Source organism: Hymenobacter sublimis (assembly GCF_023101345.1).
Classification (GTDB): domain Bacteria; phylum Bacteroidota; class Bacteroidia; order Cytophagales; family Hymenobacteraceae; genus Hymenobacter; species Hymenobacter sublimis.
This window is the reverse complement of record NZ_CP095848.1, coordinates 3392659-3416087: the sequence shown is the minus strand read 5'-3', so window position 1 is coordinate 3416087 and position 23429 is coordinate 3392659. Positions and strand designations below refer to the sequence as shown.

18 protein-coding genes are annotated in these 23429 nt (G+C 58.4%); 6 read left to right on the top strand and 12 right to left on the bottom strand.

What is annotated here, in order from left to right; genetic code table 11:
• Positions 1 to 6 precede the first annotated feature (6 nt).
• Entirely contained in the window at positions 7 to 1143 is a 1137-nt protein-coding gene (locus tag MWH26_RS14180; protein WP_247974807.1) for a DNA polymerase III subunit, read from the top strand.
• 240 nt (positions 1144 to 1383) lie between these two features.
• Positions 1384 to 2325 (top strand): hydroxymethylbilane synthase, encoded by a 942-nt coding sequence (gene hemC / locus MWH26_RS14175; RefSeq protein WP_244697260.1) that lies wholly within the window; start codon positions 1384 to 1386, stop codon positions 2323 to 2325.
• Positions 2326 to 2393: 68 nt separating this feature from the next.
• On the opposite strand, the gene MWH26_RS14170 is transcribed toward hemC, so the two are convergent.
• On the bottom strand, positions 2394 to 3038 hold the full coding sequence (locus MWH26_RS14170) for a DUF2238 domain-containing protein (protein ID WP_247974806.1): 645 nt from the start codon (positions 3036 to 3038) through the stop codon (positions 2394 to 2396).
• Positions 3039 to 3348: 310 nt separating this feature from the next.
• Between MWH26_RS14170 and MWH26_RS14165 the strand changes: the two genes are divergently transcribed.
• Positions 3349 to 3990 (top strand): peptidylprolyl isomerase, encoded by a 642-nt coding sequence (locus MWH26_RS14165; protein ID WP_247974805.1) that lies wholly within the window; start codon positions 3349 to 3351, stop codon positions 3988 to 3990.
• 76 nt (positions 3991 to 4066) lie between these two features.
• The gene (locus MWH26_RS14160) at positions 4067 to 4975 is read left to right on the top strand and encodes an SDR family oxidoreductase (RefSeq protein WP_247974804.1); all 909 of its coding nucleotides are present in this window, start codon (positions 4067 to 4069) and stop codon (positions 4973 to 4975) included.
• Between the two features lie 526 nt (positions 4976 to 5501).
• Here MWH26_RS14160 and MWH26_RS14155 read toward each other — a convergent pair.
• From MWH26_RS14155 to MWH26_RS14140, 4 genes are read right to left on the bottom strand one after another with little or no spacing between them, the layout of a single operon-like run.
• Positions 5502 to 6488, bottom strand: coding sequence for an ABC transporter permease (locus tag MWH26_RS14155; RefSeq protein ID WP_247974803.1), 987 nt, complete (start codon positions 6486 to 6488; stop codon positions 5502 to 5504).
• Positions 6485 to 7543: an ABC transporter permease gene (locus MWH26_RS14150; RefSeq protein WP_247974802.1), complete on the bottom strand. Its 1059-nt coding sequence runs from the start codon at positions 7541 to 7543 to the stop codon at positions 6485 to 6487. The genes MWH26_RS14155 and MWH26_RS14150 overlap by 4 nt, the downstream gene beginning before the upstream one ends.
• A 6-nt stretch (positions 7544 to 7549) precedes the next feature.
• Positions 7550 to 9271 (bottom strand): ABC transporter substrate-binding protein, encoded by a 1722-nt coding sequence (locus MWH26_RS14145; RefSeq protein WP_247974801.1) that lies wholly within the window; start codon positions 9269 to 9271, stop codon positions 7550 to 7552.
• A 59-nt stretch (positions 9272 to 9330) separates the two neighbouring features.
• The gene (locus tag MWH26_RS14140; RefSeq protein ID WP_247974800.1) at positions 9331 to 9804 is read right to left on the bottom strand and encodes a hypothetical protein; all 474 of its coding nucleotides are present in this window, start codon (positions 9802 to 9804) and stop codon (positions 9331 to 9333) included.
• Between the two features lie 803 nt (positions 9805 to 10607).
• On the opposite strand from MWH26_RS14140, the gene MWH26_RS14135 reads away from it, so the two are divergent.
• The gene (locus MWH26_RS14135; RefSeq protein ID WP_247974799.1) at positions 10608 to 11663 is read left to right on the top strand and encodes a hypothetical protein; all 1056 of its coding nucleotides are present in this window, start codon (positions 10608 to 10610) and stop codon (positions 11661 to 11663) included.
• Positions 11664 to 11887: 224 nt separating this feature from the next.
• Here MWH26_RS14135 and MWH26_RS14130 read toward each other — a convergent pair whose 3' ends face one another.
• From MWH26_RS14130 to MWH26_RS14105, 6 genes are all read right to left on the bottom strand, one after another.
• A complete protein-coding gene (locus MWH26_RS14130; protein ID WP_247974798.1) occupies positions 11888 to 12541 on the bottom strand; it encodes a PKD domain-containing protein in 654 nt (217 codons plus the stop codon).
• Positions 12542 to 12551: 10 nt separating this feature from the next.
• Complete coding sequence (locus MWH26_RS14125) at positions 12552 to 13280, bottom strand: LytR/AlgR family response regulator transcription factor (protein ID WP_247974797.1); 729 nt, start codon at positions 13278 to 13280, stop codon at positions 12552 to 12554.
• Between the two features lie 42 nt (positions 13281 to 13322).
• Positions 13323 to 16967, bottom strand: coding sequence for a hybrid sensor histidine kinase/response regulator (locus MWH26_RS14120; RefSeq protein ID WP_247974796.1), 3645 nt, complete (start codon positions 16965 to 16967; stop codon positions 13323 to 13325).
• A 204-nt stretch (positions 16968 to 17171) separates the two neighbouring features.
• Complete coding sequence (locus MWH26_RS14115; RefSeq protein ID WP_247974795.1) at positions 17172 to 19211, bottom strand: OmpA family protein; 2040 nt, start codon at positions 19209 to 19211, stop codon at positions 17172 to 17174.
• Positions 19212 to 19358: 147 nt separating this feature from the next.
• On the bottom strand, positions 19359 to 20423 hold the full coding sequence (locus MWH26_RS14110) for a tetratricopeptide repeat protein (RefSeq protein WP_247974794.1): 1065 nt from the start codon (positions 20421 to 20423) through the stop codon (positions 19359 to 19361).
• Positions 20424 to 20572: 149 nt separating this feature from the next.
• Positions 20573 to 20866: a hypothetical protein gene (locus tag MWH26_RS14105; protein WP_247974793.1), complete on the bottom strand. Its 294-nt coding sequence runs from the start codon at positions 20864 to 20866 to the stop codon at positions 20573 to 20575.
• Positions 20867 to 21056: 190 nt separating this feature from the next.
• On the opposite strand from MWH26_RS14105, the gene MWH26_RS14100 reads away from it, so the two are divergent.
• Positions 21057 to 21479: a BrxA/BrxB family bacilliredoxin gene (locus MWH26_RS14100; protein WP_188556178.1), complete on the top strand. Its 423-nt coding sequence runs from the start codon at positions 21057 to 21059 to the stop codon at positions 21477 to 21479.
• Positions 21480 to 21588: 109 nt separating this feature from the next.
• Here MWH26_RS14100 and MWH26_RS14095 read toward each other — a convergent pair whose 3' ends face one another.
• Positions 21589 to 23298, bottom strand: a complete 1710-nt coding sequence (locus MWH26_RS14095) for a carbamoyltransferase family protein (protein WP_247974792.1) — start codon at positions 23296 to 23298, stop codon at positions 21589 to 21591.
• Positions 23299 to 23429: the final 131 nt, after the last annotated feature.

The window sequence follows — 23429 nt, the reverse complement described above, 5'->3', positions numbered from 1 at the left end:
GTCCAGATGCGTTTTTCTGAAATTCCGGGCCAGCAGCAGGTTAAGCAGCTTCTCATTGGGGGCGTGCGGCGCAATCATGTCGCCCACGCTCAGCTGTTTCGCGGGGCGGAGGGCTCGGCGGCGCTGGCTTTGGCCCTAGCGTATGCTACCTTCCTGAACTGCGAAAACCGCACGCCTGAGGCCGAGGACTCGTGCGGGCACTGCCCGAGCTGCCAGAAAACCGACAAGCTCATTCACCCCGATCTGAACTTCATCCTGCCCGTCACGACGACCAAAACCGTGACCAAGGACGCCATCAGCAGCAAGTTCGCGGCGGAATGGCGCGCCTTCGTGCTGGAGAATCCCTACCAGGGCCTCAACGACTGGATGCAGCACATCGGGGCCGAAAACAAGCAGGGCAGCATTTCCAAGGAGGAAAGCCTGCAGTTGCTGAAGCTGGTTTCTTTGAAGGCATTCGAGGCACAGTTCAAGTTGGTCATCATCTGGCTGCCAGAATTAATGCACCCCTCGGCGGCCAACGCCGTGCTGAAGCTGCTGGAAGAACCGCCACCCGCCACCGTATTTCTGCTAGTCAGCTACGCGCCCGAGCAACTGCTGCCCACCATCATCAGCCGGGTGCAGCCGGTAGTGGTGCGGGCCCTTGCTGAGGAAGAGCTGACGGCCTGGCTGCGCGACGAGCAGCAGGTGCCCGAGGTGAAGGCTCGCCAGTTGGCTCAGCTGACTGAAGGCAATATTGGGGCGGCGCTAACAGCCCAGGCAGCCGGCCCCGCCGACACCGATTATTTCGACTTGTTTGCGAAGTGGATGCGCACTTGCTACGGCAACAAGGTGCTGGAAATGCTGGAAAAGGCCGATGAATTCCAGAAGCTGGGGCGCGAAAACCAGAAGGAGTTCCTGCAGTATGCCCTCACACTGCTGCGCAAAGTGCTGCTGTTCGGCCTCGATCCGCAGTTGGTGCCGCACCTGCCCGCCCAGGAGCAACAGTTCGTGCAAGGCTTCAGCCGCTTTGTAACGCCGCGCAACGCCGAGCCCATAACCCAGGAAATCAACGAGGCCCACTACCATGTGGAGCGCAACGCCAACCCCCGGATGGTATTCGTGGACGCTTCTCTGCGCGTAGCCGAACTATTGCGGGCTGCCTAGCTAAGGTCGAATCCTCGCCTCGAAAAGGGGCTTTACAAGCTAAAAGAGAGGAAAATACAGCTTGCTAAAAAGCTATAGTAGCTGTTAAATAAGCTATAGCCAGCGTCGGCGTTGCTGGCTGGCGTATCTTTGCCGGTGGCTTCCGAGCCACCGCAACGTCCTGTTCTGCTACCGTATGGGTAGTGGCCGCTGGCAAAGAAAGGATTTGCGCTCTACATCCGTACTATCTGTATTCTGATTTTGAAAACGTCCATTCGCATTGGCACCCGCGGCAGCAAGTTGGCCCTATGGCAAGCTAACCACGTAGCCGACCAACTCGCCGCCGCCGGCCTCACCCCGGAAATCGTCATCATCACGACCAAAGGCGACGTGGTGCTGGACCGCTCCTTGGATAAAATTGGGGCCAAAGGCGTGTTTACCGAGGAGCTGGAGGAAGGCCTGCGCACGGGCCACGTTGATATTGCCGTGCACAGCGCCAAAGACGTGCAAAGCAGCATTCCGGCCGATCTGGAGCTGCTGGCCTTCATGGAGCGGGAACGGGTAAACGACGTAATCGTGAGCTTCGACCCGAACCTGGACCTGCAGCGCCCCGATCTGGTGCTGGGCACCAGCAGCACCCGCCGCAAAGCTATGCTGCGCCGCTTTCTGCCCCATGCTACTACCGCCGAGGCTCGCGGCAACCTCCAAACCCGGCTGCGGAAGCTGGAAGAAGGCCAGTACCACGGCCTCGTGCTAGCCTACGCCGGCGTCCACCGCATGGAGTACGACAAGCTGATACGCCACGTGCTGCCCGAAACTCAGTACGTGCCGGCCACCGGCCAGGGGAGCGTGGCCATTGAGTGCGCCCGCAGCCTAGACCCGGAGCTGAAAGCCCACCTGCGCCGCAGCCTCGACCACCCCGCTACCCACGCCTGCCTGGCTACGGAGCGGGCTTTCCTGCGCACCATGGAAGGCGGCTGCAGCATTCCGTCCTTTGCCTTGGCTACCCTTTCCGCCGATGGCCAGCACGTGCAGTTGCACGGCGGCCTCATCAGCTTAGATGGGCAGGAGTTTATCGAGGAAGCCCAGACCGCACCGGTTGCGCAGGGAGAAGCGCTGGGAGTTCGTGTGGCTGAAAACGTATTAGCTCGGGGCGGCCAGCAGATTCTGGATAGCATCCGCCGGGAGCGGAGTGAGGCGTAAGCAACTTGCTTCGCCAGTACTTATTCAAGCAAAAGGCCGCCTTACCAAAGAGCGGCCTTTTGCTTGGGTTAGGATTGCAGTTCTACCGGGCGGAGTGGTTGCCGGCCTCGGCCGAATAGTGCGTAGAGAATGAGCGCCAGGATGGCACCGCTGGTATCAGCAAGCATGTCCTTTTGAGCATCCCAGATGTCGCCCTGGCTGCCCAGGAAGGCGGCTCCGGCGTCGCCCCCAGCTACCTCGGCGTACACCCATTCAATCAGTTCGTAGCTCATGGCTACTGTCCCAATAACGCAGAGCGGAAATAGGTAGCTGATAACGCGGCTGCGGATAAGGTCGCGCTGGTCAGTGTACTCCAGCAAGGCATACGCGTAGAAGCCAACCGAAAAGTGCGCCACCCGGTCGTACATGTTGCGCTTAAAGCCAAACAGGTTGTTAAACCAGTCAAAAGGCACTTTCTCGAAGGTATAATGGCCTCCCACGGTATGCATGAAAATCAGCACGCTCATCAGCCCGTACGCAAGATTTGAGAACCGCACTCCGCGCACGTAGAGCACTACTAAGGCTACTACAATCAGGATAATGGGCAGGTTCTCGGCCCACCACGTGCCCCGGTCGGCAGGATGAAGGCCCAGGACCACAAACTCCACCAGGTAGATGACCAGCAGAAGTTTCGGAAACCAGGAAGAGGGGAGAGGGGTAGCCGTTGCGTGCATAAGGTTGGCGTGCGAAAGATGAGGTAGGCAGCCCTTACGGCTTCCCCGTGATTTAGCTGTGTTTCCACGGAAAATGTACCTTCCTCGCCGGCCTGCTACCAGCACAAGGTGTCTTGCGGTTGATTGTAGCCGCCAGTTAGCGGGCGGGTCAGCTTTTCGGCTCGAAAGCGTGTTGCGGCACAACTTTCGCGGGAAGGCAACAAGGGGGCTGTTCGGGCTAGCCACGGACGAGAAGCCGCTGGCAGAATTTGTCGCTGAGCTGGCGTAAACCCCGTAGTTTTGCTTGTATTCTCCGCATCTGTCTTTCGCTATGAAATCTTTCTTCCGTTACACGCTTCTGGTGGGCCTGATAGTTGGGCTGGGTGCTCCCGTGGTTAAGGCCGCTAAAGGTCCGCGCAAAAGCAAAAAGGATGAGCTGGTCACCATCAGCACGCCCCAGGGCGACATTCGCCTGATTTTATTCAACGAGACGCCCCTGCACAAAACCAACTTCCTGAAGCTGGCCCAGAGCGGGTTTTACAATGGCACCACGTTTCACCGCGTGATTCCCAACTTCATGGTGCAGGGCGGTGACCCCAGCTCCAAAGACTCTGACCCGACCAACGACGGTAGCGGCGCGCCCGATGAAAAAATGATTCCGGCCGAAATCCGGCCGGAGCTTACCCACAAGCGCGGGGCCGTGGCCGCCGCCCGCACCCCCGACTTTATAAACCCCCAGCGCCAGAGCAGTGCCTCGCAGTTTTACATCGTCCAGAATCCGCAAGGCACGCCCCATCTGAACGGGCAGTACACCGTATTCGGCCAGGTCATTAGTGGGCAAGACATCGTCGATAAGATAGCCCAGCAGCCCACCGCCGACCGTAACCGTCCCGTTACGGATATCAAGATGACGGTGAAGGTAGAGAAGCTCAGGAAAAAGAAAATTACCGAGCTCTACGGCTACCAGTACTAAGTTCCTGCCGGGAAGTTCCGCGTGCTTTTCTCCGCTGCTCACCTCACCTGGAGCCCCGAAACCGAATAATCCACCCATGAAAATTCTGATTACGGGCTCTAATGGGCTGCTGGGGCAAAAGCTGGTTGAACTATTGAAGCAGCAGTCCGGCGTGGAGGTAGTTGCTACCTCACGTGGGGCCAACAAATTGGCCGCCGTGCACCCACAGGTTCGGTTTGTACCCCTGGATGTAACGGTGCGCGAGCAGGTACTGGCAGTAATCGGGCGGGAAAAGCCTACCCACCTCGTGCACACGGCCGCCATGACCAATGTGGATGAGTGTGAGCTGCACCAGCAGGCGTGCTGGGAGCAAAACGTGACGGCCGTAGCGCATCTGATTGAAGCCTGCGAGCTGCACCAGGTTCACCTTGTGCACGTCAGCACCGATTTCGTTTTCAGCGGGGATGAGGGACCCCTGGCGGAGGAAGCGGCGCCAGCACCCATCAATTTTTACGGAGAAAGTAAGCTGGCCGCCGAGCGGCTCGTGCAGGCCTGTCGAACGCCCTGGGCCATTCTGCGCACGGCCCTCGTGTATGGGGTAGCCCACGAGTACGGCCGTACCAACATTGTGCTTTGGGTGCGCGACTCGCTACGCGCGGGCAAGGAAATTAAGGTGGTAAACGACCAGTTCCGGACGCCCACCCTGGCCGAAGACCTGGCTCAGGGCTGCTGGCTGGCTGCTAAGTTGCGCGCTACGGGCATTTACCACATCAGCAGCTGCGAGCTGTTTACGCCCTATCAGCTAGCCCAGCAGGTCGCCGCCTTCTACCAGCTCGATGCCGGCTTACTGGTTAAGGTCGACGCCAGCACATTCTCGCAACCTGCCACCCGGCCGTTGCGCACAGGTTTTATCATTGCCAAAGCCGAAGAGCAATTAGGCTTCCGGCCTCATACCTTCCAAGAAGGTATTGCCCTGCTCGCGCGCCAGACAGAACCTGCTGCCTGAGCACCATGAACGAGTAGACCTGAAAACCGGTCCGTCCCGAGGCTCCGATGCAATTGTTGCGTAAAGGGTTAAACGCAAAAAACCCGCAGACAACGCCTGCGGGATTTTCACACACCTATTGCAACAACCTGAAGTAGCGCCGCGCATCACGAGCAGATGTAAGCGCGGCCTACTATAATTATGTAATTACCCAAAGTGAAAAAAGGGTTGTAACCGCGTTTTTTCGCCGAAACCGCACGGCTACCACTGAAGTAGCCCGTACAATTTTGGGTATGCTTTCCTAAGTAGTTTAGTTGATGAAGAAGAGTAGTACCTATCGTGCTACCTGTTCCACATGACAATATTAATAGCCAATACTAAGGGCTGTAAAGGACACTTTCGCGTGAACCGTGACTTGTATTCAGGGAATATAAAATAGGTCCTATCAGGTGCTGAACTAGTCAAGATGATTAACTAGATTCTGAAAATTAACTAGTTGCATTTATTTACTGTAATCAGTAACGACCAGATGCCTGGATTTAGAGGCCTATTTTGTGACATCAGATCGAGTTTCGCCCAACCTAGCCAAGCTGTGCAGGCTTACAATGGTAGCAGCTAATGCCAAGCCAGGCCACAGGGCCAGCCACCACGCGGTAGGCGCCTGACGCACAGTGGATAACAGCTTGCCCCAGCTCGGAATATCAGGGGAAAAGCCAACGCCTAAAAAGGACAAAGTGGTTTCCAAACCGATGAGGGCGGCAACGGTCAGTGGCAGTTGGACGACTAGCAACGGCCATGTATTAGGCCAGATGTGACGCCGGAGCAATTGAGCATTGGTAAGGCCCAGCATACGAGCAGCTTCTACGTAGGGCCGGGCCGCCACCTGTAGCGTTGCCGCCCGCATGATACGAGCGGGAGTAGTCCAGCAAGTGAGGGTGAGCAAGGCAATTATTCCGGCGGCGGAAGGGCGCTGCACGGCTGCTACCCCAATAACCAGAATCAGAATAGGAATGGAGTCCAGCAAGTTGATGCCTCCCATCAGTAGGGCATCAAGTGGGAAGGTGATGGGACGCCGCGCCCAAGTCGTGTGCCGCAGAAGCAGATACACCAGTCCACTCGCCGCCAGCCAGAGCGTAACTCCGGGAACGGGAGAGGTTAGTAGTTCAGGTAAGAAAAATAGCCCAAACCCTACCCCAAAAACTGTTGCCATTGCCAACGCAACCGAGGTTACAGCCCGATTACTCCAGTAACCAGCTGCGCTACCCAGTACTGCCCCCAGCAACAGGGTTAGAACTGTCGCCGGCACGCTGCTAAAGACCACGGTCCGGCTACCCTGCAGCAAAGACACGCCCACATCAAGGCCCTGCGGATCGGTTCCTAGCCAATGACCCGCTTGGAAAGGCGCTTGGGTAGTGTGCAGTAAATCGGGGGCGGGAACGGAGGCAGGAGCCAACAACGCGGCAATGGTAACTCCTACCAGCCAGCTGCCAGCCGCAATTTTTCGCCCAGACAGCGCCCCCCGTCTCCTGCTCATGCGTGCATCCGGATTCGAGGGTCCAGTGCCAGATACAGGGCGTCGGCTAATACTTGGGCCGCTACGCGCACTAGCGCAACTAGGCCCACGGCCGCCAGCAGCACCGGGTAATCTTGCGCGGCCGCAGAATCAGCCAGCAAGCGGCCCATTCCTGGCAAGGCAAACAGCACTTCTACGATGGTAGCCCCGGCCACCAAGTTGGGAAACAACGCCGAGAGCAAGGCGATGGTAGGCAGCAGGGCGTTGCGCAAGGCGTGGTGGCGGACAACGCGGGAGGAGCCTGCACCTTTGGCACGAGCCGTAGCAATGTAAGGCTGTTGCAGCTCGCGCTGCAAAGTCCCGTTAAGCTGCACTACTAGCCCAGGCACCGTCACCAAAACCAAGCTAAGCGCGGGCAGGGTCAAGAAGTAAAGCAGGCGGCCTGGTTGCTGCCACCACGCCACAGCCTCATCTTCAAGCCCCAGGCCAAAAGCCGGAAACCACGCCAAAACATCTGGGTTGGCAAGCAGTAGCAACAAGCCGGTAGCCAGTAGAAATAGGGGCAGAGCCTGTAAGAAATGCAGCCCGCTCAGCCAGATGCTACGCCACCGGGGGCGGTAGCTCAGCCACAGCACCAGCCCCAGCGTAAGGCCCGTGCTTACCAAGGCTGCAAGTAGTGTTAAGGGCAAGGTGTAAGACAAGGACCGACCTAATATTTCCGTTACCGGCGCGCCGTCGCGGTAGGAGGTGCCCAAGTCGCCGGCCAGCAGCTGCCGAAACCACTGATGATACTGATTGCGGGTGCCGTGCCAGCGCCAAGCTAAGCGCCCTGAGGCAGCGGCTGAGTCGAGGGTAACGTAGAACAGGGGCATATCCAACCCGTACCGCCGCAGCAACTGTTGGGTGGTACGGACCTGGTCGGCTGCGGAGAGTAGGCGGCCGTTTCCTTCCGTAGAATTTTGCAGGAAGGTATCCTGGTCAGTGTTGGCGCGACTGAGCAGAAACAAGCTGGATATAAGTAGCCAAGCCGCGAGCAGCGTCCGGATGGTATAGCGCAGCAACGGCCACCCTGCCATAAACCTTTATTGAGCCGGCAGGGGTAGGGGCCGAATGCGGGCGGCTTCATAGCCCGGCTTTAACCCCGTGACGGGAATGGGCCCCAAGCGCCGCGAAGCAGCAATCCGGTGTTTCAGAAAGTAAAGCACCGTAAAAGGGCGTTCCTGCGCCAATAAGCGCTGAAATCGGCGTAGCAATACCGTCTTGCGCGCGGGCTGCTGGGTTGCTACCAACTGCTCAATTAGGGCATCGGCAGCGGGGTTAGAAAAGCCTGTGAAGTTGCTCACGCCTACGCTTGAGGAATGCAGTAACGAAGTAAAATCGTAGGAAAAAGGCTGCCCCGACAAGTTACTAATGGTAATATCCGTGTCGCCGGCGCGCACCTGGCGGCTCAGCAAAGAGGGCTCCGTAGGACGAAGCTCAATGGAAATACCCAGGGCGGCCGCAGCGGCTCTGAACTGCAGGGCCGCGGTTTCGAAACTGGGCTCACCGGCCCGGTAGCTCACCCTGAGCTTAAGCAATACTGGCTGCGCAGTAGTGCCGCGCTGCCAACTGCCCGTGGCTGAGCGTTGCCAGCCGGCTTGCTGCAGCAGCCGAACGGCCTGGGCCGGGTTGAAGTCGGGCAGGGGTAGGCTGTCGTTGTAGTAAGGTTTCAGGCGCGGGCTAATCAGGCCTACGCTGGGGTAGGCAGCTCCCTGCTGAGAGGCCTGAATGAGAGCGGGAACATTGAAAAGATGCGTCAGGGCCTGCCGGGTAAGCCGGTCCTGAAGTGCTGGCTGGCGCACGTTGAAGCTCGCCGTCAGAAACTGATAGGAATCGGTGGTGTAAAACTGCAGCCGCTCCGTATCGGTGGCCGACTGTTGCAGGCGGGCAAATTCGCCGGCCGGCATCATGGCGTATAGCTCCAATTCTCCGCGCCGCAAGGCCAGGGTAGCGGTGCCAGCGTCCGGAATTACCTGAAACGTCAGGCGCTCAGGGTAAGCCTGCAGCACAGCGGGGGGCGTGGAAATCTTGTCGGCCCACCAATTGGCTTTGCGTTGTAACGTAAGGGAGCGGCCACTCTGCCACTTTACCAGCCGGTAGGGCCCACAGCCGGGCGCACGTTCCGGATGGCGAGCTAGGTCCAGAGATTGGTACCGCCGCGCAAACTCGGCGGCCAGGGCCGGTTGCTGCTGCCGGCGTAGTTCCGGCACGGAAACGGCCCGCAGCTTGCCCTGCGGATCAAGGGCGTATTCAGGAAGGATGGAGTAGTCGCCGGAAGTGCCCACGTCTTGGCTGGCAACTACCAGCGTAAAGCGGCGGGAATCTTTGGGGTCCAGGAGAATGTCGCGAATGACCCCGTAATGAGCCTGGGCTATTTCAATGGGTAGCCCTGGGCAGTTCATAACCTTTAGGGTGAAGGCCACATCACGCGCTAGCACGGGCGAGCCATTATCCCAGGTTGCCTCGGGGCGCAGCTGGTAGGTAACCAGTTGCAGGGAGTCGTTCAGGGCTTGGGTGGTAGGCAATGCGGCTGCCAGCCAGGGAGCGAAACCGTGAGCTGCTTCGCTGGTCCGTAAGAGGCTGCAATGCAGAAGGTTAATGGTTTCGTTCGAACTGGGATTATCGACAATAAGCGGATCTAGATTCTCGGGGTCCCGGGCCCATCGGATACGGATAGTAGAGGTAGTGTCGGCGGGAGTGGGGGAGCAGGAGGAGCAAAGGCTGGCCCACAACAGCAAAATCAGACCGGGAAGAAGTTGCTTCATGAACGGGTAACCACGCAGAGTATTAGGCCCGGCAAGTTACCACGTTTTAAGAGGAGATATCAGCACACGCTGCTTGCAGAAGCGAAATGCTTGTAGCCTTCACCCCAGCCATTGGTGCCGTGTTCCACTACCAAGTAGCCCTCGCCCCAGCCATTAGTGCCATGGCCTACTGCCAAATAACCTTCACCCCAACCATTAGTACCGTGACCTACTGCTAGGTAGCCTTCGCCCCAACCATTGGTACCATGTCCTACTGCTAGGTAACCTTCGCCCCACCCGTTGGTGCCGTGACCTACGGCTAAGTAGCCTTCGCCCCAGCCATTGGTGCCGTGACCTAAAGCCAAATAACCTTCGCCCCATCCATTAGTACCATGCACCGCAACAGGAGCGGAGACTGTGGCGGCCGGTTTCTGCTGGGAGGCAGCAGTGATAGTGAGAGCTGAGAAGGGAAGCAGGCCGAGGATGAATACCTTTAACATGATCTGGAATTGTTTGTGGTTCAAGTGATTGACTGACACAAAGGTGGGTTCCAAACCAGCCTGCGTAAAGGAAAGAAAATGCGTAAACGTGACGCTGTTTTAAGCTCAGAATCACGTTAGGCTAAACTCGTATTTATGCCTGTTTTGATATATAATTGAATTATTTAAGTAGAAAATCGGCAAAAATGCTGGCCAATTTCAACTGAAATGTGACATGCGAGCTAAGAATTATACAGAAAAACCCAAGTACAAAAGAAGGACAGCACATCGGTTAGGCAAAGGCCTTAATTTTCTAAATTGTGACATAGATTTGCAGGCAAGCATGCACTGCATAGCTGCCTAAAAACACTGTATAAGCGCTTTGAGCTATGAATGAATTAGCTACTTTAGTAAAAATTGTGACAGATCGTAGATTGGCGGTATTGCCTTTTCTAGATTTCTCGGCTCGTAGAACGGCGAATAAAGATCTGCAGCTTGTTCGGCTGCTGGAACAAGAGCCTAATATCACCCAGAACAAGCTTGTAAAAACGCTGTACGGCAATGCGGAGGCAAAAAGCCAGACTGCATTTCGGCAGCTTAAGTCGAGGGTACAGCAGAAACTACTGAATCACCTGTACTTTCTTGACCATACCGACATCCGCCACATGGTTGCCCGGCGGCACGAGCAGCACTGCCTGGGCCTTTTGCACCAAGCGCGCATCTTGACCGGAGAGGCAGAGTACACTTTAGCGGAGAAGCTATACCGGAAGGCATTGCTAGTAGCCTCTGAAGCGGAGCTAACGCAGTATGCCGTTATGTGCACCCGCATTTTACGCAACATGTACGCTGAAATGCGTAATCCGGTCCGGTTCAAAGCGATGAACCAGCAACTTAGCAAGCTGCAGGAAAGATTAACGCTGGAAGATGAAGCGGAGCAACGGTTTTATGAGGTCAAATTACTCTCCATTTACCGGATTCGGGCCCGACAGTTTCTGATGCAACAGTTGCCCTTGCACTTGGAACACCTCGAGAATCTGCATAAGAAAGTGAAGAGCTATAACACCTTTTATTACTTGTATGTAACCAAGTTATCCAGGGAAGAAGCAATAGGTAACTACCAAGAGATTATTAAAATAACGGCCGATACAGAGCGAGATTGGCAGCAGGGCCGCATCAATCAGAAGCGCTTCGACAAGCGCTTTAACAACTACATGAGCGTGTACGCGCACCTGCGCTGCCGCAAGGCAGTAGAGGGGTTAAAACTGGCAGAGGAATACTTTAAAGATTTTCACTACTCATCCGGAAACTGGTTCTATTACCTAGAAACTTACTTCATGCTGGCCGTGCATGCCCGGCAATACGAGCACGCCTTCGACTTACTATCACAGGCCCGCAAGAACCCCTATTATGGCAAGCAACGTTCGGCCGCGCAGCAGCGGTGGGAGTTGTATGAGACGTATCTGCTCTTCGTCCGTTCGGAAACTTCGCCGCTTAAAATGCGGCAGTTCGCCCAGTTCGTGCAGACGGTACCCGACTATAGCCGCGATAAGCAAGGCTACAACGTAGCTATTCTAATTCTACAGTTTTTATACTTCCTCCGGCGCCGCGACATTGAGGGCTTGCTGGCGCGTTTGGAAGGGTTGCGCAAGTATGAGCAGCGCCACCTGCGGGACCCCGCCACGCTACGTAGCCAGCTGTTCTTTCGAATGCTGCTGATGACGGTGAAGGAAAACTTCGTGCCGGAAGCCTGCGAGAAAAAAACGGCACCTCTGCTGGAGCGTCTGCGGGCCGCGCCTCAACCCGGTGAGGCTTACGGCGAAATAGAAATTATTCCTTACGAAGACCTGTGGGAGCTAACGTTGGGAATCCTGCAGCAGCTGGCCGCTACCCAGGTAGCAAACGAACAGGCGGCGCAACGCAGCCGGGTGATGTAAAAGAGAATGCGCGTGTACAGCGTCAGAAGGCACAGAGACGAGCAGCAGTACAGCGTGTAACGTAACGTCTTGCAGCTAGGCCTAGAAGGCCGCAATTCCAGGGCTACAAAACCAAGGCCTTGGGATGTTTTTAGTTTGCTTAGCGGCAACACTGGCTAGGGCCAACTTCTGTCATCATCTAAATAGCTGAACGCCCGAATCCTACAGTTGTTTATGCGCAAGTGTTACGGCACTACTACCAGCGTGCGACTCACGCAGTGGCTGCTAGGGCAGGAGTCGGGGCCGTTGCCGCGCAGGCTCATGCGAACCGGATACTGGCCCGGCCGCCGAAAGGCGTGCCGTACCTGCCGGCCGTTAGTCACAAACCCGTCCCGAAAGTCCCACAGCACCACCACGTTTTGACACAGCGGCAACTGCGAATCCAGGGCATCGAAGACAACGGGCTGGCCTACCCGCACGGTGTCAGTGGAGCCGGCGCGGAAGTTGAGCACAATCTCTTGGGTGAAATCGACGGGAATGAGCTTTTCGGCGCGGCGCACCTCGCCAGTAGCTTCTTCCACCACATCCAGCCGCACGGTATAGCGCTTGCGCTCCTGGTAGCAGTGGGAAATAGCTGGGCCAGTGAGCTGCGTGCCGTCGCCCATGTCCCAGCGGAACGTCAGGGGGCCGGCGCCGGGGTCAATGGCCCGGCTGGCATCCAACTCCACGCACAGCTCCACTACCCTAGGTGCGGGACAGGCCGCGCTAAGCGTGTCGCCGGCCTGCTGGGCACGGGCCGCAGGCAAAGCCAGCAACCAGCCAAACACCAGCAAGCAGCATAGCAGAAGCCGCCGACGGTAAGTGCGGAAACGGAAAGGTAGGCAGGAGGTAGCAGGCAACGCCGACGGGCTAAAACTTATTAAGACGCTGAAAAACCTCACGCTGATACGTCTGGCCAATAGGAATGTGCTTCTCGTCGATGACTACCGTGTTGTCTTCAATGGTCTGCACCCGTTTCAGATTAACGATAAAAGAGCGGTGCACCCGCACAAACAGGGTAGAAGGAAATTTTTCCTCTACCGCCCGCATCGTGCTGTACACAATTAGCTTGCTCTTGGCCGTCACGATGTGTACGTAGTCGCCCAGGGCTTCCACGTAGCGGACGTCATCGAATAACACCTTCAGCAGCTTGTTATCCACTTTCACGAAGGTGAACTGCGTGTTTGTGGGCGCGACAATGGTATCGAGGGTTGGGTTCAGGTGAGTTTCGTGGGCGGCAAGAGCTTTCTGGGCGGCCTGCAGGAAGCGGGCGTAGCTGATGGGCTTCACCACGTAGTCAAGTACTTCGTGCTCAAAGGCTTCCACGGCATAGCTCTTGCTGCTGGTAATAAGAATAACCAGCGGCGGGTGCTGCAAAGTGCGGAGCAAATCCAGCCCCGACATTAGGGGCATTTCCACGTCGAGAAACAGCAGGTCGATGGGCTCCGTGCGCAGCACTTCGGCGGCAGCAATGGCGCTGGAGCAGCTGCCGGCGTGCACTAGAAAAGGCGTAGTTGCCACGCAGTTTTCAACGATCTGCAGAGCAAGCGGGTCGTCGTCAACAACCAGGCAGCGGAGAGTGGTAGCAGTTTCGGCCATAACGTCAAAGGTACAAGGTGCCCCGGAAAAAGCACAGGTGGTTTACCCGGTACTTTGTGACAAACGCCGCTGAAGAAGCGGATATAAGCGGGTGAGCTGCTGTTCTATATCCTCCAACAGTTCCGCTAGCGTCCCGGGCTCATGGCCTAACCGGCTTTGCTGCTCCAGCTGCTCCAGTTGTTGCGCCAGGCCCTCGACGCCAAAATAAGCAACCTGCCCCCGGAGCTTGTGCGCCAGAGCGGCTATTTCCGTGCCCGAGGCCGCTGCCGCCGCCAAGTGGAGCTGGGCCAGAAGGGCTGGCGCCTGCGTCAGAAACGTTCGAACAATCTGGTGCACGAAGGCCTCGTTCCCGCCCGCTAACTCCTCCAACAAGCTCCAATCGGGCGGCTGTATGGCTGGCCCGTCCGCAGCCAAACTTGCTGGGCGTGCGGGGGGCAGGGAAATAGGGGCCGAGCTGGGGGCTTCGGTGCGGCCCGTGAAGTAGGCCAAGCGGGCGTAGAGTACGGCGGGGTCAAAGGGCTTGGCCAGCGTATCGTTCATGCCGGCGGCCAGGGCCAGGGCGCGGTCTTCGGGTAGGGCCGAGGCTGTAAGGCCGATAAGGGGTAGGCGCCCGGCGTCGGGGAAGAGCATGCGCAGCTGGCGGGCCGCCTCGTACCCGTCCATTTCCGGCATCTGCACATCGAGCAGCACGGCATCGAAGGGGGACTGCTGGGCGGCTGCTACGGCCAAGCGGCCGTTGGCGGCAATAGTTACCTGCACATTCCAAGCTTCCAGGGTTTTGCGGGCTACCAGCTGATTCAGGTCGTTGTCTTCGGCCACCAGCACCCGCAGGGCCGGCTCGAAGGGAGCTAGGGAAGCCGCCGCTTCGGGCCGGACGCTGGCTTCGTCGGCGGGTAAGCAGGGAATTTCAAACCAGAACGTGGAGCCCTGGCCCTCCGCACTTTCCACCCACACCCGGCCGCCGTGCAGGTGCACAAGGTTACGGGCAATGCTTAGGCCCAGCCCCGTGCCGCCAAACTGCCGGGTGGTGCTGGCGTTGGCCTGGGAAAAATCCTCGAAAATGGCGTCCAGCTTATTGGCGGCAATACCAATCCCGGTGTCCTGCACGGCAAAGCGCAGCCGGGGGGGCGCTTCTGCCTCTGCCGTTACGCTTACCCGCACGCTAACACCCCCGCGGGTTGTGAACTTGATGGCATTGCCCACGAGGTTTACCAGCACCTGGTTTAGGCGCACGGAGTCGCCGAGAATAGCGGCGGGCACCTCGGCCGCTACCTCGGTGCGCAGGTACAAACCCTTGGCTTCGGTGGCAAACTGAAACATGCGCGCCACCCGTTCCACCAATTCGGGCAGGCGGAAGGGCGCTTGCTCCAGGGTGAGCTTACCGGCCTCCATTTTTGAGGAGTCCAGGATGTCGTTGATGATAACCAGTAGGTTCTGGGAAGACGACTGAATGGCCTCCAAATACTCGCCCTGCTCAGCATCTACGGGAGTATTGCGCAGCAAGTGAGTCAGGCCGATGACCGCATTCATGGGCGTTCGGATTTCGTGGCTCATGTTGGCCAGAAACTGAGCCTTCGCCCGGCGCGACGCCTCGGCCGCGTCCCGGGCTACCACCAAGTCGGCGTTGATTTGTTCGGTTTGAGCTTTTTGCTGGCGCAGCTCGGCGGTTCTTTCGCGCACGGTGGTTTCCAGCTGTAGCTTTTGGCGGCGCAGCGTGATTTCGCGCCCCCGTACAAACGCCCAAATAGCTGCTCCCGCCGCCAGCACGCTCAGCGCGGCAAACCACCACGTGCGCCAGAAGGGAGTTGCAATGCTGAAGCTGGCGGCAACCGGCCTCGACCAAGGGCCATGTTCCCCGGAGCGGGCCCTAACTTCGAAGGTATACTGACCCGCGTCGAGGCGCGGAAACTGCGCTTCGTCCACAGTGGTAGGACGGCTCCATTCCGCGTGGTAGCCCCGCAGTCGGTACTGGTACTGTACGCCCGCTCGGCCCGGCAGCAGGCTGATGCCCCGAAACCGAAATGACACCCGGTGCTGGGTAGCCGATAGATCACCTAGTTGCTGGGGCGGGCGGGCAGCACCATCTACCTCGCTGGTTAGTAGGGCTGGCTGCGGCGCGCTGGAGGTAGGCAACAGGTGTGGCGCATCGGTGCGCAGGCGCAGCAGGCCGGAGCGGGTGCTAACCCACATGCAATACTCGTCTTGGGCTGCGGCAACCTGGGGTAGCAGGCCTTGGACCAGTGGATTGTCGGGCAACGTAGCCGGGGCAAAATGCTGCCTGGAATCCGCGAAACTGATGGCATTGCGGTGAATGACTGCTATCTGCTTCCGGCGAAAGTCGGGCTGGAAGCTGCCGCCCCAACGTAGGGGTAGCAAGGCGTAGACATAAGGCGAAGCCAACCCCTGCGCAGTGCTGTAGGCTTGAAATTTACCTTTCGAGTAGCACAGGATTCCAGTGCCTTCCGTCCCAATCCACACGCGACCGGCCTCATCAGTCAGCAACGCCGCTACATCAATGCCGCCTTGGGGAAAACGATGGTACCGAAACTGCCCGCGCTGCCACACGGCCAGGCCCGTGTCGTGGGTGCCCATCCAAATGCCGCCGGTCGTATCAGTCGTGAGGGCGTAGATGGTGTTGTGCAGCAAGCCATTGGCCGTGGTGAAGTGCTGGGCTGGCCGGGCGGAATCAGCGGGCAAACGGTACACGCCGTCTAGTGCCGTGCCTACCCATAGGTCGCCGTTGGGGTGCTGGGTGAGGGCCGTAATGCTTGCGTCCATTGGCAGCCGTCGAACCCGCTTCATCATGGGCTTGGGGCGGGTAGCTGCTAGTTGCATTTGCCAGAGACCATGCCCGGTGGTGCCCGCCCACACAGAGGCGGGGGGAGAGTTAGGGTTGGAGCCATCGGCAACCGGGTGCCCACGTCCGTCCGGCGTTTCTAGCACCACGCTCGGTGGGTAGGGTAGCAGCTTGCCGGGGAAAACAGTCAGCGGCGAAGTGCGCCGGGGATTCTTATCTAACTGAAACAACTGCCCCGTGCTGAGCATACCAAAGGCTTTGTTCTGACTGAACAGCGCCCGCACTGTGCCCGTGGGCGAGTTTTCGACGAAAGGAAAAAAGGTAATATGCCGGTCCGACCAGCGCCACAACCCCCGCCCGGCAGTCCCGATCCAGACATTATGCTCCCGGTCGGTTAGCACGCATTGGGCTACGGTGCCAGGGGGTAGTACTTGCGATAAGGAAACCGCGCCATCAGGAGCAGCCAGTGTTGTATCCGGGGGCGCAATACCCTGCGGGGCCGAAAAACCCGCTGCCCGTGCCGCCTGGGCAGATACCCGCTGCAGCCGCTGCCCCTGCCAGCGCGACACCGCGCCCTGATAGTGCCCAACCCACAGCTGGCCGGTGCGCGGGTGCACGTACAGGCGAGTGACAAAATCCTCGGCCAGCCCCTCGGCGGTAGTAAACGTCACGAATTCTGTGCCATCAAAGCGTACCAAACCCTCGGCGGTACCAATCCAGAGGTAGCCGGCACGGTCCTGGGCCAGGGCATAGATGAATGGCTGCGGTAGGCCCTCAGCGGCCCCAAACTGCGTTACAAACCGCTTGGCTGGCAGTAGCTGCGCCGTAGCCGCGGCACTAAACAGCGCCCAGCCCAGGAAAACTAGAACAAACCAACGGCAAAAGCGCATGAACGAAACGGGTAGGATCAGCAAGTTACGCCCTTGCCCTACGGCGCGGGTGGCGCTTTGGCCGGGCGGTAGATTTTCCTCGTTGAATCCCGAGAACAGGCCGCTTGGTGAGCTGCAACCAAACCATAAGACTGCGTTACTACCCGCTGCCTAGGCTGGCAACGGCGGGTAGCAGCGCAGTCTTTTCGCCTTCCTTCGTAGCTCCTACTTACCCGTCACTTTAAACTCGGTGCGGCGGTTAAGCTGGCGGCCGGCCTTGGTAGTGTTGGGCGCCACCGGCTGAGCATCGCCATAGCCGGCAAAGGTCAGGCGGCCTTTATCGATGCCCTTCCCGACTAGGTATTCCACAACGGCTTTGGCGCGGCGCTGAGACAGGTCCTTGTTGTATTCAGCTTTACCTACGTTGTCGGTGTGGCCAGAAATTTCCAGGCGCAGGGCAGGGGTTTCGGTGAGTAGCTTCTGCAGGCGCTCCAACTCCCCGGTGCTTTCCTTGCGCAGCGTGGCCTTGTCGAAGTCGAAGAAGATATTGTTCAGCACCACTTTCACCCCTACGTCCAGCTTCTTGAGGGCAATGTCTTTCACTACCTCCGAGTAGGCGGCCCCGGCCGGCAAATCAAAGTTTTCAGAGTGGAACAGGTAGCCGTCTTTGCGCACCACAATGCCATAGTTGATACCTGAAGGCAACGACACCAGGTAGCGCCCTGACTGCGCATTGCTCTGAAACGAGGCAATAACTTGGTTCAGAGAGTTGTCGATAACGTCGATGGTAGCCTCGGTGGGTTGCTTGCTGGCCTCGTCGGTAACTACCCCTTTCAGGATAGTTACCTGGGCCGAGGCAATGGCTACCGGCGGGGCCAGCAGGGTTTCCTTAACCGGCTGCACGCGCGAGGCCAGCAACTGGTCTTCCTGGCTGAGCAGCGGCGGCTTTTCGGGCCCGAGAAAGGTAATCTGGTAGATGTCCTTAGAGCCTAGCCCATCATCCCGGAACGAGGAGTAGTAGCCGTGGCGGCCCGAGGCGGAAATCACGAAGAATACGTCGTCATCGGGCGTGTTAATGGGCCAGCCCAGGTTTTCCGGCGGGCTCCATTTGCCGTTCTGGAACACCGATTTGAAGATGTCGTAGCCGCCCATGGAGTTGTGCCCCTCCGAGGAGAAGTACATGGTCTTGCCATCGGGGTGCAGAAATACGCCTTCCTCCCCGTACTGAGTGTTAATGGTAGAGCCCAGGTTAACGGCTGGGCCCCGGCCCTCAATTTCAATCCGGTAAATGTCGCGCCCCCCGATGCCGCCTTCCTTGTCGGTGACAAAGTACAGGCTGCGCCCGTCCGGGGTGTAGGCCGCCGACGACTCGTGGGCCTTGGAATTGATGCGGGAGCCTAGCTTCTGGGGCTTGCGCCACTGCGCGCCCCGCAGGTTGGCCTCGTTCAGGTCGCCGCCGTTTTCCTCCAGGTATACCAGTAGCCGCTGCCCATCCGGCGCCAGGCCTACGGTGGCATCGTGGCCCTCGGTGTTTACCGGCTCGCCCAGGTTGCGCGCCGCTGACCACTCGCCCTTGCCCGTGCGAGTACTTTGGTACACGTCCTCGAAAAAACCACCGGTTTCGGGGTCCTTTTGGCCACCCATGGAGTTGTCGCGGCGCGAAGTGAACAGGATGACGGATTCATCGGCGGTGATTACCGGCCCGTAATCGGCGAAGGCCGAGTTTACGCCCGGCCCGGCATTGTCGATAAACACGCGGCTGGGCTTAGCCGCTAGCTTCCGGCCGTTCTCGCACTCCCGGATTTTCTTCTGAATATCCTGGCTGAAACCCGCCGTATTCTTGGCGCCGGCCGCCGGGGTAGCACGCTTATACTCGGCAATGGCCTCGTCCCACTTGGCATTTAGGTGCAAGCCCCGGCCCAGCAAGTAATGAATGCGCGGGTCTACGTCGGGGTTGAGCTGGTAAGCCTTCTGCAGATATTCTAGCGCCCGGGGCTTAAAGCCGGAGTGCAGGTAACAGTCCCCGATTTTGAGGTTGAGCTGGGCGTTATTGGGGTTGAATTTTTGGGCTGCTAGGTAGTGGGGGAGGGCCTGCTCGTAGCGGGGTGGGTCCAGGTCGTAGAACTCGTCGCCGGCCTTAATTTCCTTCTGTGCCGTTTTCAGCCCTTCCTTATCACTGCCGAACTGGTCTTTGCTGAACTCCACGTTCTGGGCCGTAGCCGCCGTGGCCGAGAGTAGCAGCAGGGCGAGTAAATACTTGTGCATATTCAATGGTGGCGTTACCGGCTCATCCTGCAGAGGCAGAGCATGTGGCGTGCTGACGGTGGTATGGTAATTTGATTACTCACGAGCGAGATGCTTGGGCTGCGCCTCTACAGCACGTTCTGAGTTTAACAGGAGGTAGGTTGCGCCTTATTCAGCTCCGCAGCCGGAATTGGCCGCATGGGTGTTACCTATTTCCAGTCCCAACTCGGCCGCTTTGCGCCAGTCCTGGCAGGCGGCTTCGGGTTGGCGGAGCATTTCGCGGGCGTGGCCGCGGTTGAGGTAGGCTTCGGCGTACTGCGCGTTCAGGCCAATGGCTTTGGTAGCATCGGCTTCGGCGCGCTGGTAGTCTTCCAGCTTGAGGTAGGCGGCGGCGCGGTTGTTCCAGGCAAAGGCATAGCTGCCATCCAGGGCCACGGCCTTGCTAAAATCTTCCACTGCGCCTTTGTAGTCGGCCTGCTCGAAGCGGGTGCTGCCGCGGTTGGTGTAGGCGAGGGCGTTATCCTGTTTTTTGGCGAGGTAGTCGTTGTAGTCCTGCAGGGCACCTTTCAGGTCGCCGGCGCGGCGGCGGGTAGCGGCTCGGTTCAGCAGGGCCGGTAGCAGCTCGGGCTGCAGCTTTAACGCTTGGGTATAATCCTGAATGGCGGCGGGCAGGTTGCCTAACTGACGCTGAGTGCTGGCCCGGTCGTGCCAGGCGTAGGCGTAGGTAGGGTCCGCTTTGATGGCCGCGTCGAAATCAATCTTGGCAGCTTGGTATTCGGCTTTCTCGAAGCGTAAGGCGCCGCGGTAGTACCAGGCGGGCGCGTAATCAGCCTTCAACTCGGTGGCTTTGCTGTAGTCTTGTTCTGCCTCCGTTGGCTGTTTCAGGGCCTCGCGGGCCTGGCCACGTCCGAAGTAGGAGCCAAAGGTGCTAGGGTCGAGCTTGATGGCCTGGTCGTAATCCTGCACGGCGGGCTGGTACTCTTTGAGCTCGTAGCGTACAGCAGCCCGGTTGTAGTACGCTTTGGCAAAATCGGGCTTGGCGGCCAAAGCCCGGTCGAAATCCTGCAGAGCAGCCCGGTAGCTTTTCTGGTTGAACTTGGCTACGCCGCTGTTATAAAGCTTCTCCGCAAGCTGGGCTGGCGGCAGGGTAGTAGCCCGCACCGTATCTACCTGAGCGTGGGCCGCAACAGCTGCCAACAGTAAGGTAGCGGACAAGAAAGGTATCTTTTTCATAGCATCCCGCCAGTTTCAACGGCGCGGGATAAATATAATTTTAATTACGCAATGGTCAGCAAATCAGATCAATGAATGTAGGTAAGTGTAAATTTATCAAGATGTAATATACCCAATTGCTTTACGTCGCTTATAGGCCGCACGCCGGTTTAAGCGGTAAGCTGGGTCCGAACCAACTCTTCCCACTCCCGACGCAACGTGCCATAGAACGCGGGACGCCCGGCGCGGCGGTACCAATACGCGGCGTTGCCCTGGTCACCTTCTTGGCGGTGCAAAAAGGCGTGCAGCCAGTTCTGCAGTGGGTCGTGTTCATTGTCCTGGGCAATGTCGTGGGCTTGGTGCCACTCGTCGCGGCCGGCGTGCCAAAGGGCAATGAGCAGGGGCGACAAGCCGGCGGGCGGCTCCGGCTGGGTCTGCGAGGCAAGGAAAGCAGCGTAGGTCATAGTAGTAAGCAAACGGTCCGGCAAAAGCTACCCGCAATTGCCGGACCAAGCTTTACGGAAAGTAAACTTCCGGGCCCAGTTCGTGGTTCTATACGCCGACCGTGGCAGTGCGGCGGCAGTTACGTAATTTCGTGCTGCCGCCGGCCTTCCCGTCGTCGGAATAGTTCACCTTAAAGCCTAGCTTTCACCTATGGCCACGTATCCCGAATACATGGTAGCGCCGATTCGCCAGGACCTCGTTGAGGCCGGTTTCGAGCAGCTGATGACCCCCGAAGAAGTTGACACGGTGCTCAACGAGCAGAGCGGTACCGTACTGGTGGCCGTTAACTCGGTGTGTGGCTGTGCCGCCGCCAAAGCCCGTCCGGCCCTGAAAATGGCCGTTTCTAGCTCCGACAAAAAGCCCGCTAAACTGGTAACAGTATTCGCTGGCATGGAAACGGAAGCCGTGGCCAAGGCCCGCGAGCATATGCTGCCCTACCCACCCAGCAGCCCTTGCATTGCCCTGTTTAAAGATGGTGAGCTGGTGCACATGATTGAGCGTTACCACATTGAGGGCAACGATTTGATGCGCATCGTGAACAACCTGCAGGGTGCCTTCGAGGAGCACTGCTAAACCTGAGCTGCTGCTTTTGCCCATCAGCAAGAGTATCTGACCCAAGCAAAAGCCCGTCACAACATTCGTTGTGACGGGCTTTTCTGCTGAATACGGGACGAATACCAGCTTATTTCCGCAGCAGAAACGGCCCCAGTACCAAGGCATCGAGGCCGGAGCGTAGGTAGCAATCCAGGGCGTCGGCCGGCGACTCTACCATGGGCATGCCGTTGAGGTTGAAGGATGTGTTCAGCAACACAGGTACCTCACTTCGCTTTTCGAAGGCGAGCAACAACTCGTGAAATAGTGGGTTATCGTCGGCCCGGACGCTCTGGAGCCGGCCCGTGCCATCGTCGTGTGTGACGGCCGGGAGGCGCTGCTGGGCTAGCGGGAGCAGCGGAAATACCTTTTCCATGAAATAAGCCGTTTCACCCGCTGGCAAATCGAAGAACTCGTGCTGACGTTCCACGGGCACTGCGGGGGCAAAGGGCCGGAAGGCTTCGCGGTATTTGATGCTGGCATTTACCCGGGCTTTCATGTCGGGCAGGGTGGGGTTAGCCAGAATACTCCGGTGCCCCAGGGCGCGCTGGCCCAGCTCCGAAGCTCCCTGAAACCAGCCTATTACCAGCCCTTCGTGAAGCAAATCCGCCGTAGCTTCGGTGAGATTAGAAGGGCACTCATACTGCAGCTTGCGGCGCTGGAGCTCCTTTTCAATGTCAGCCGCCACGTATTCCTGGCCAAAGAAATTATGCGTGCTAGCCCGGCTTGGTTCGGCCGGAAGGTTGAGCACGTACTGCCGGCCGTACAAGGCGCTGCCCACACTGATGCCGGTATCGTCGGGGGTAGCGCCGATGTATACTTCCTGGTAAGGTGTCCGTTGGGTGAGCTTGCCGTTGAGCACCGAATTCATGAGCACGCCCCCACCCAGCACCAGGCGCCGCTGGCCGGTACGGGCGTGCAGGTTGCCCAGAAGCTCAAACACAACCTCCTCAGTGATGCGCTGCACGGCAGCCACAATATCAAATTCGCGCTGGGCGGGCTCAGCGCCGGGGGGTAGGGGCGCTCCGAGCAGCTCCACCAGCTTGGGCGAGTAATAGTGCGGCGTAAAAAACAGGAAGAACTCGAAATAGCGCAAGTCCAGCTCAAAGTGCAGGCCGCTTACCTGAATCAGGGGCCGCAGCACTTCGTAGTACGTCTGCGGGTTGCCGCGCGCCGCCAAGGCCATAATCTTCCACTCGTCGCCGTTGGGACGGAAGCCCAGGAACTCCGTGAAAGTGCCGTAAAACAGTCCTAGTGAGTGAGGTGTGCGGTTGGCGGCCAGTTCCTGTAGGCCTGCCGTGGTAGCCGTGCCCATAAGCCCCGTAGTGGTTTCGCCAAAGCCATCGGCTACAAAAAAGTCGGCCTCTGCGAAGCCTGATTGCAGCAGGGCATTAGCCAGGTGGGCGCGGTGGTGGTCCACGTAATGCAGCCGCATCTGAGTGCCCTCCGTACCGGTCAGCGTTTGATTGATGCAACTGACGCCGCCTTGCAGTGCGGCCAGTTCATTGAGTGTGAGCTGGGCCAGCTTGCCCCGGTTTTGGAAGGCATCGGCTAGGGTTTGCTGGGGCTGCAGCAGGTAGGGAGCTGGGTTCCAGCCGATAAATACGTCGGCAATATCCGTCAGCTCAATGCCGGCCACCTCGCAGCAATACCGAATAGCCAGCCGCGGAAACGACTTATCCTGTTTCACCCGGCTCAGCCGCTCCTCCGCAATGGCTACCCGCACCCGCCCATCGGGCCCCAGCAAACACGCCGAGGAATGGAAGCCGCTGCAATTGATACCAAGAATGTACTGTGCCATTAGAAATCAGGAAATGCTACCTACCCGCCAAAAGTACACATTCTGAAAACGGCCATTTCGGCCCGGCAACTGGACCCCAACGCTACCCCACCACGCAGCAAAAAGCCCCGCCATCTGGCGGGGCTTTCCAC

What these genes read in the sequence shown, in the direction of transcription:
- MWH26_RS14180 (WP_247974807.1), top strand. Translation starts at nt 7, where the DNA reads ATGCGTTTTTCTGAAATTCCGGGCCAGCAGCAGGTTAAGCAGCTTCTC.
- MWH26_RS14100 (WP_188556178.1), top strand. Translation starts at nt 21,057, where the DNA reads ATGGCCACGTATCCCGAATACATGGTAGCGCCGATTCGCCAGGACCTC.
- MWH26_RS14155 (WP_247974803.1), bottom strand. Translation starts at nt 6,488, where the DNA reads ATGAGCAGGAGACGGGGGGCGCTGTCTGGGCGAAAAATTGCGGCTGGC.
- MWH26_RS14120 (WP_247974796.1), bottom strand. Translation starts at nt 16,967, where the DNA reads ATGCGCTTTTGCCGTTGGTTTGTTCTAGTTTTCCTGGGCTGGGCGCTG.
- MWH26_RS14150 (WP_247974802.1), bottom strand. Translation starts at nt 7,543, where the DNA reads ATGGCAGGGTGGCCGTTGCTGCGCTATACCATCCGGACGCTGCTCGCG.
- MWH26_RS14105 (WP_247974793.1), bottom strand. Translation starts at nt 20,866, where the DNA reads ATGACCTACGCTGCTTTCCTTGCCTCGCAGACCCAGCCGGAGCCGCCC.
- MWH26_RS14125 (WP_247974797.1), bottom strand. Translation starts at nt 13,280, where the DNA reads ATGGCCGAAACTGCTACCACTCTCCGCTGCCTGGTTGTTGACGACGAC.
- MWH26_RS14135 (WP_247974799.1), top strand. Translation starts at nt 10,608, where the DNA reads ATGAACCAGCAACTTAGCAAGCTGCAGGAAAGATTAACGCTGGAAGAT.
- MWH26_RS14110 (WP_247974794.1), bottom strand. Translation starts at nt 20,423, where the DNA reads ATGAAAAAGATACCTTTCTTGTCCGCTACCTTACTGTTGGCAGCTGTT.
- MWH26_RS14095 (WP_247974792.1), bottom strand. Translation starts at nt 23,298, where the DNA reads ATGGCACAGTACATTCTTGGTATCAATTGCAGCGGCTTCCATTCCTCG.
- MWH26_RS14160 (WP_247974804.1), top strand. Translation starts at nt 4,067, where the DNA reads ATGAAAATTCTGATTACGGGCTCTAATGGGCTGCTGGGGCAAAAGCTG.
- MWH26_RS14165 (WP_247974805.1), top strand. Translation starts at nt 3,349, where the DNA reads ATGAAATCTTTCTTCCGTTACACGCTTCTGGTGGGCCTGATAGTTGGG.
- MWH26_RS14170 (WP_247974806.1), bottom strand. Translation starts at nt 3,038, where the DNA reads ATGCACGCAACGGCTACCCCTCTCCCCTCTTCCTGGTTTCCGAAACTT.
- MWH26_RS14115 (WP_247974795.1), bottom strand. Translation starts at nt 19,211, where the DNA reads ATGCACAAGTATTTACTCGCCCTGCTGCTACTCTCGGCCACGGCGGCT.
- MWH26_RS14145 (WP_247974801.1), bottom strand. Translation starts at nt 9,271, where the DNA reads ATGAAGCAACTTCTTCCCGGTCTGATTTTGCTGTTGTGGGCCAGCCTT.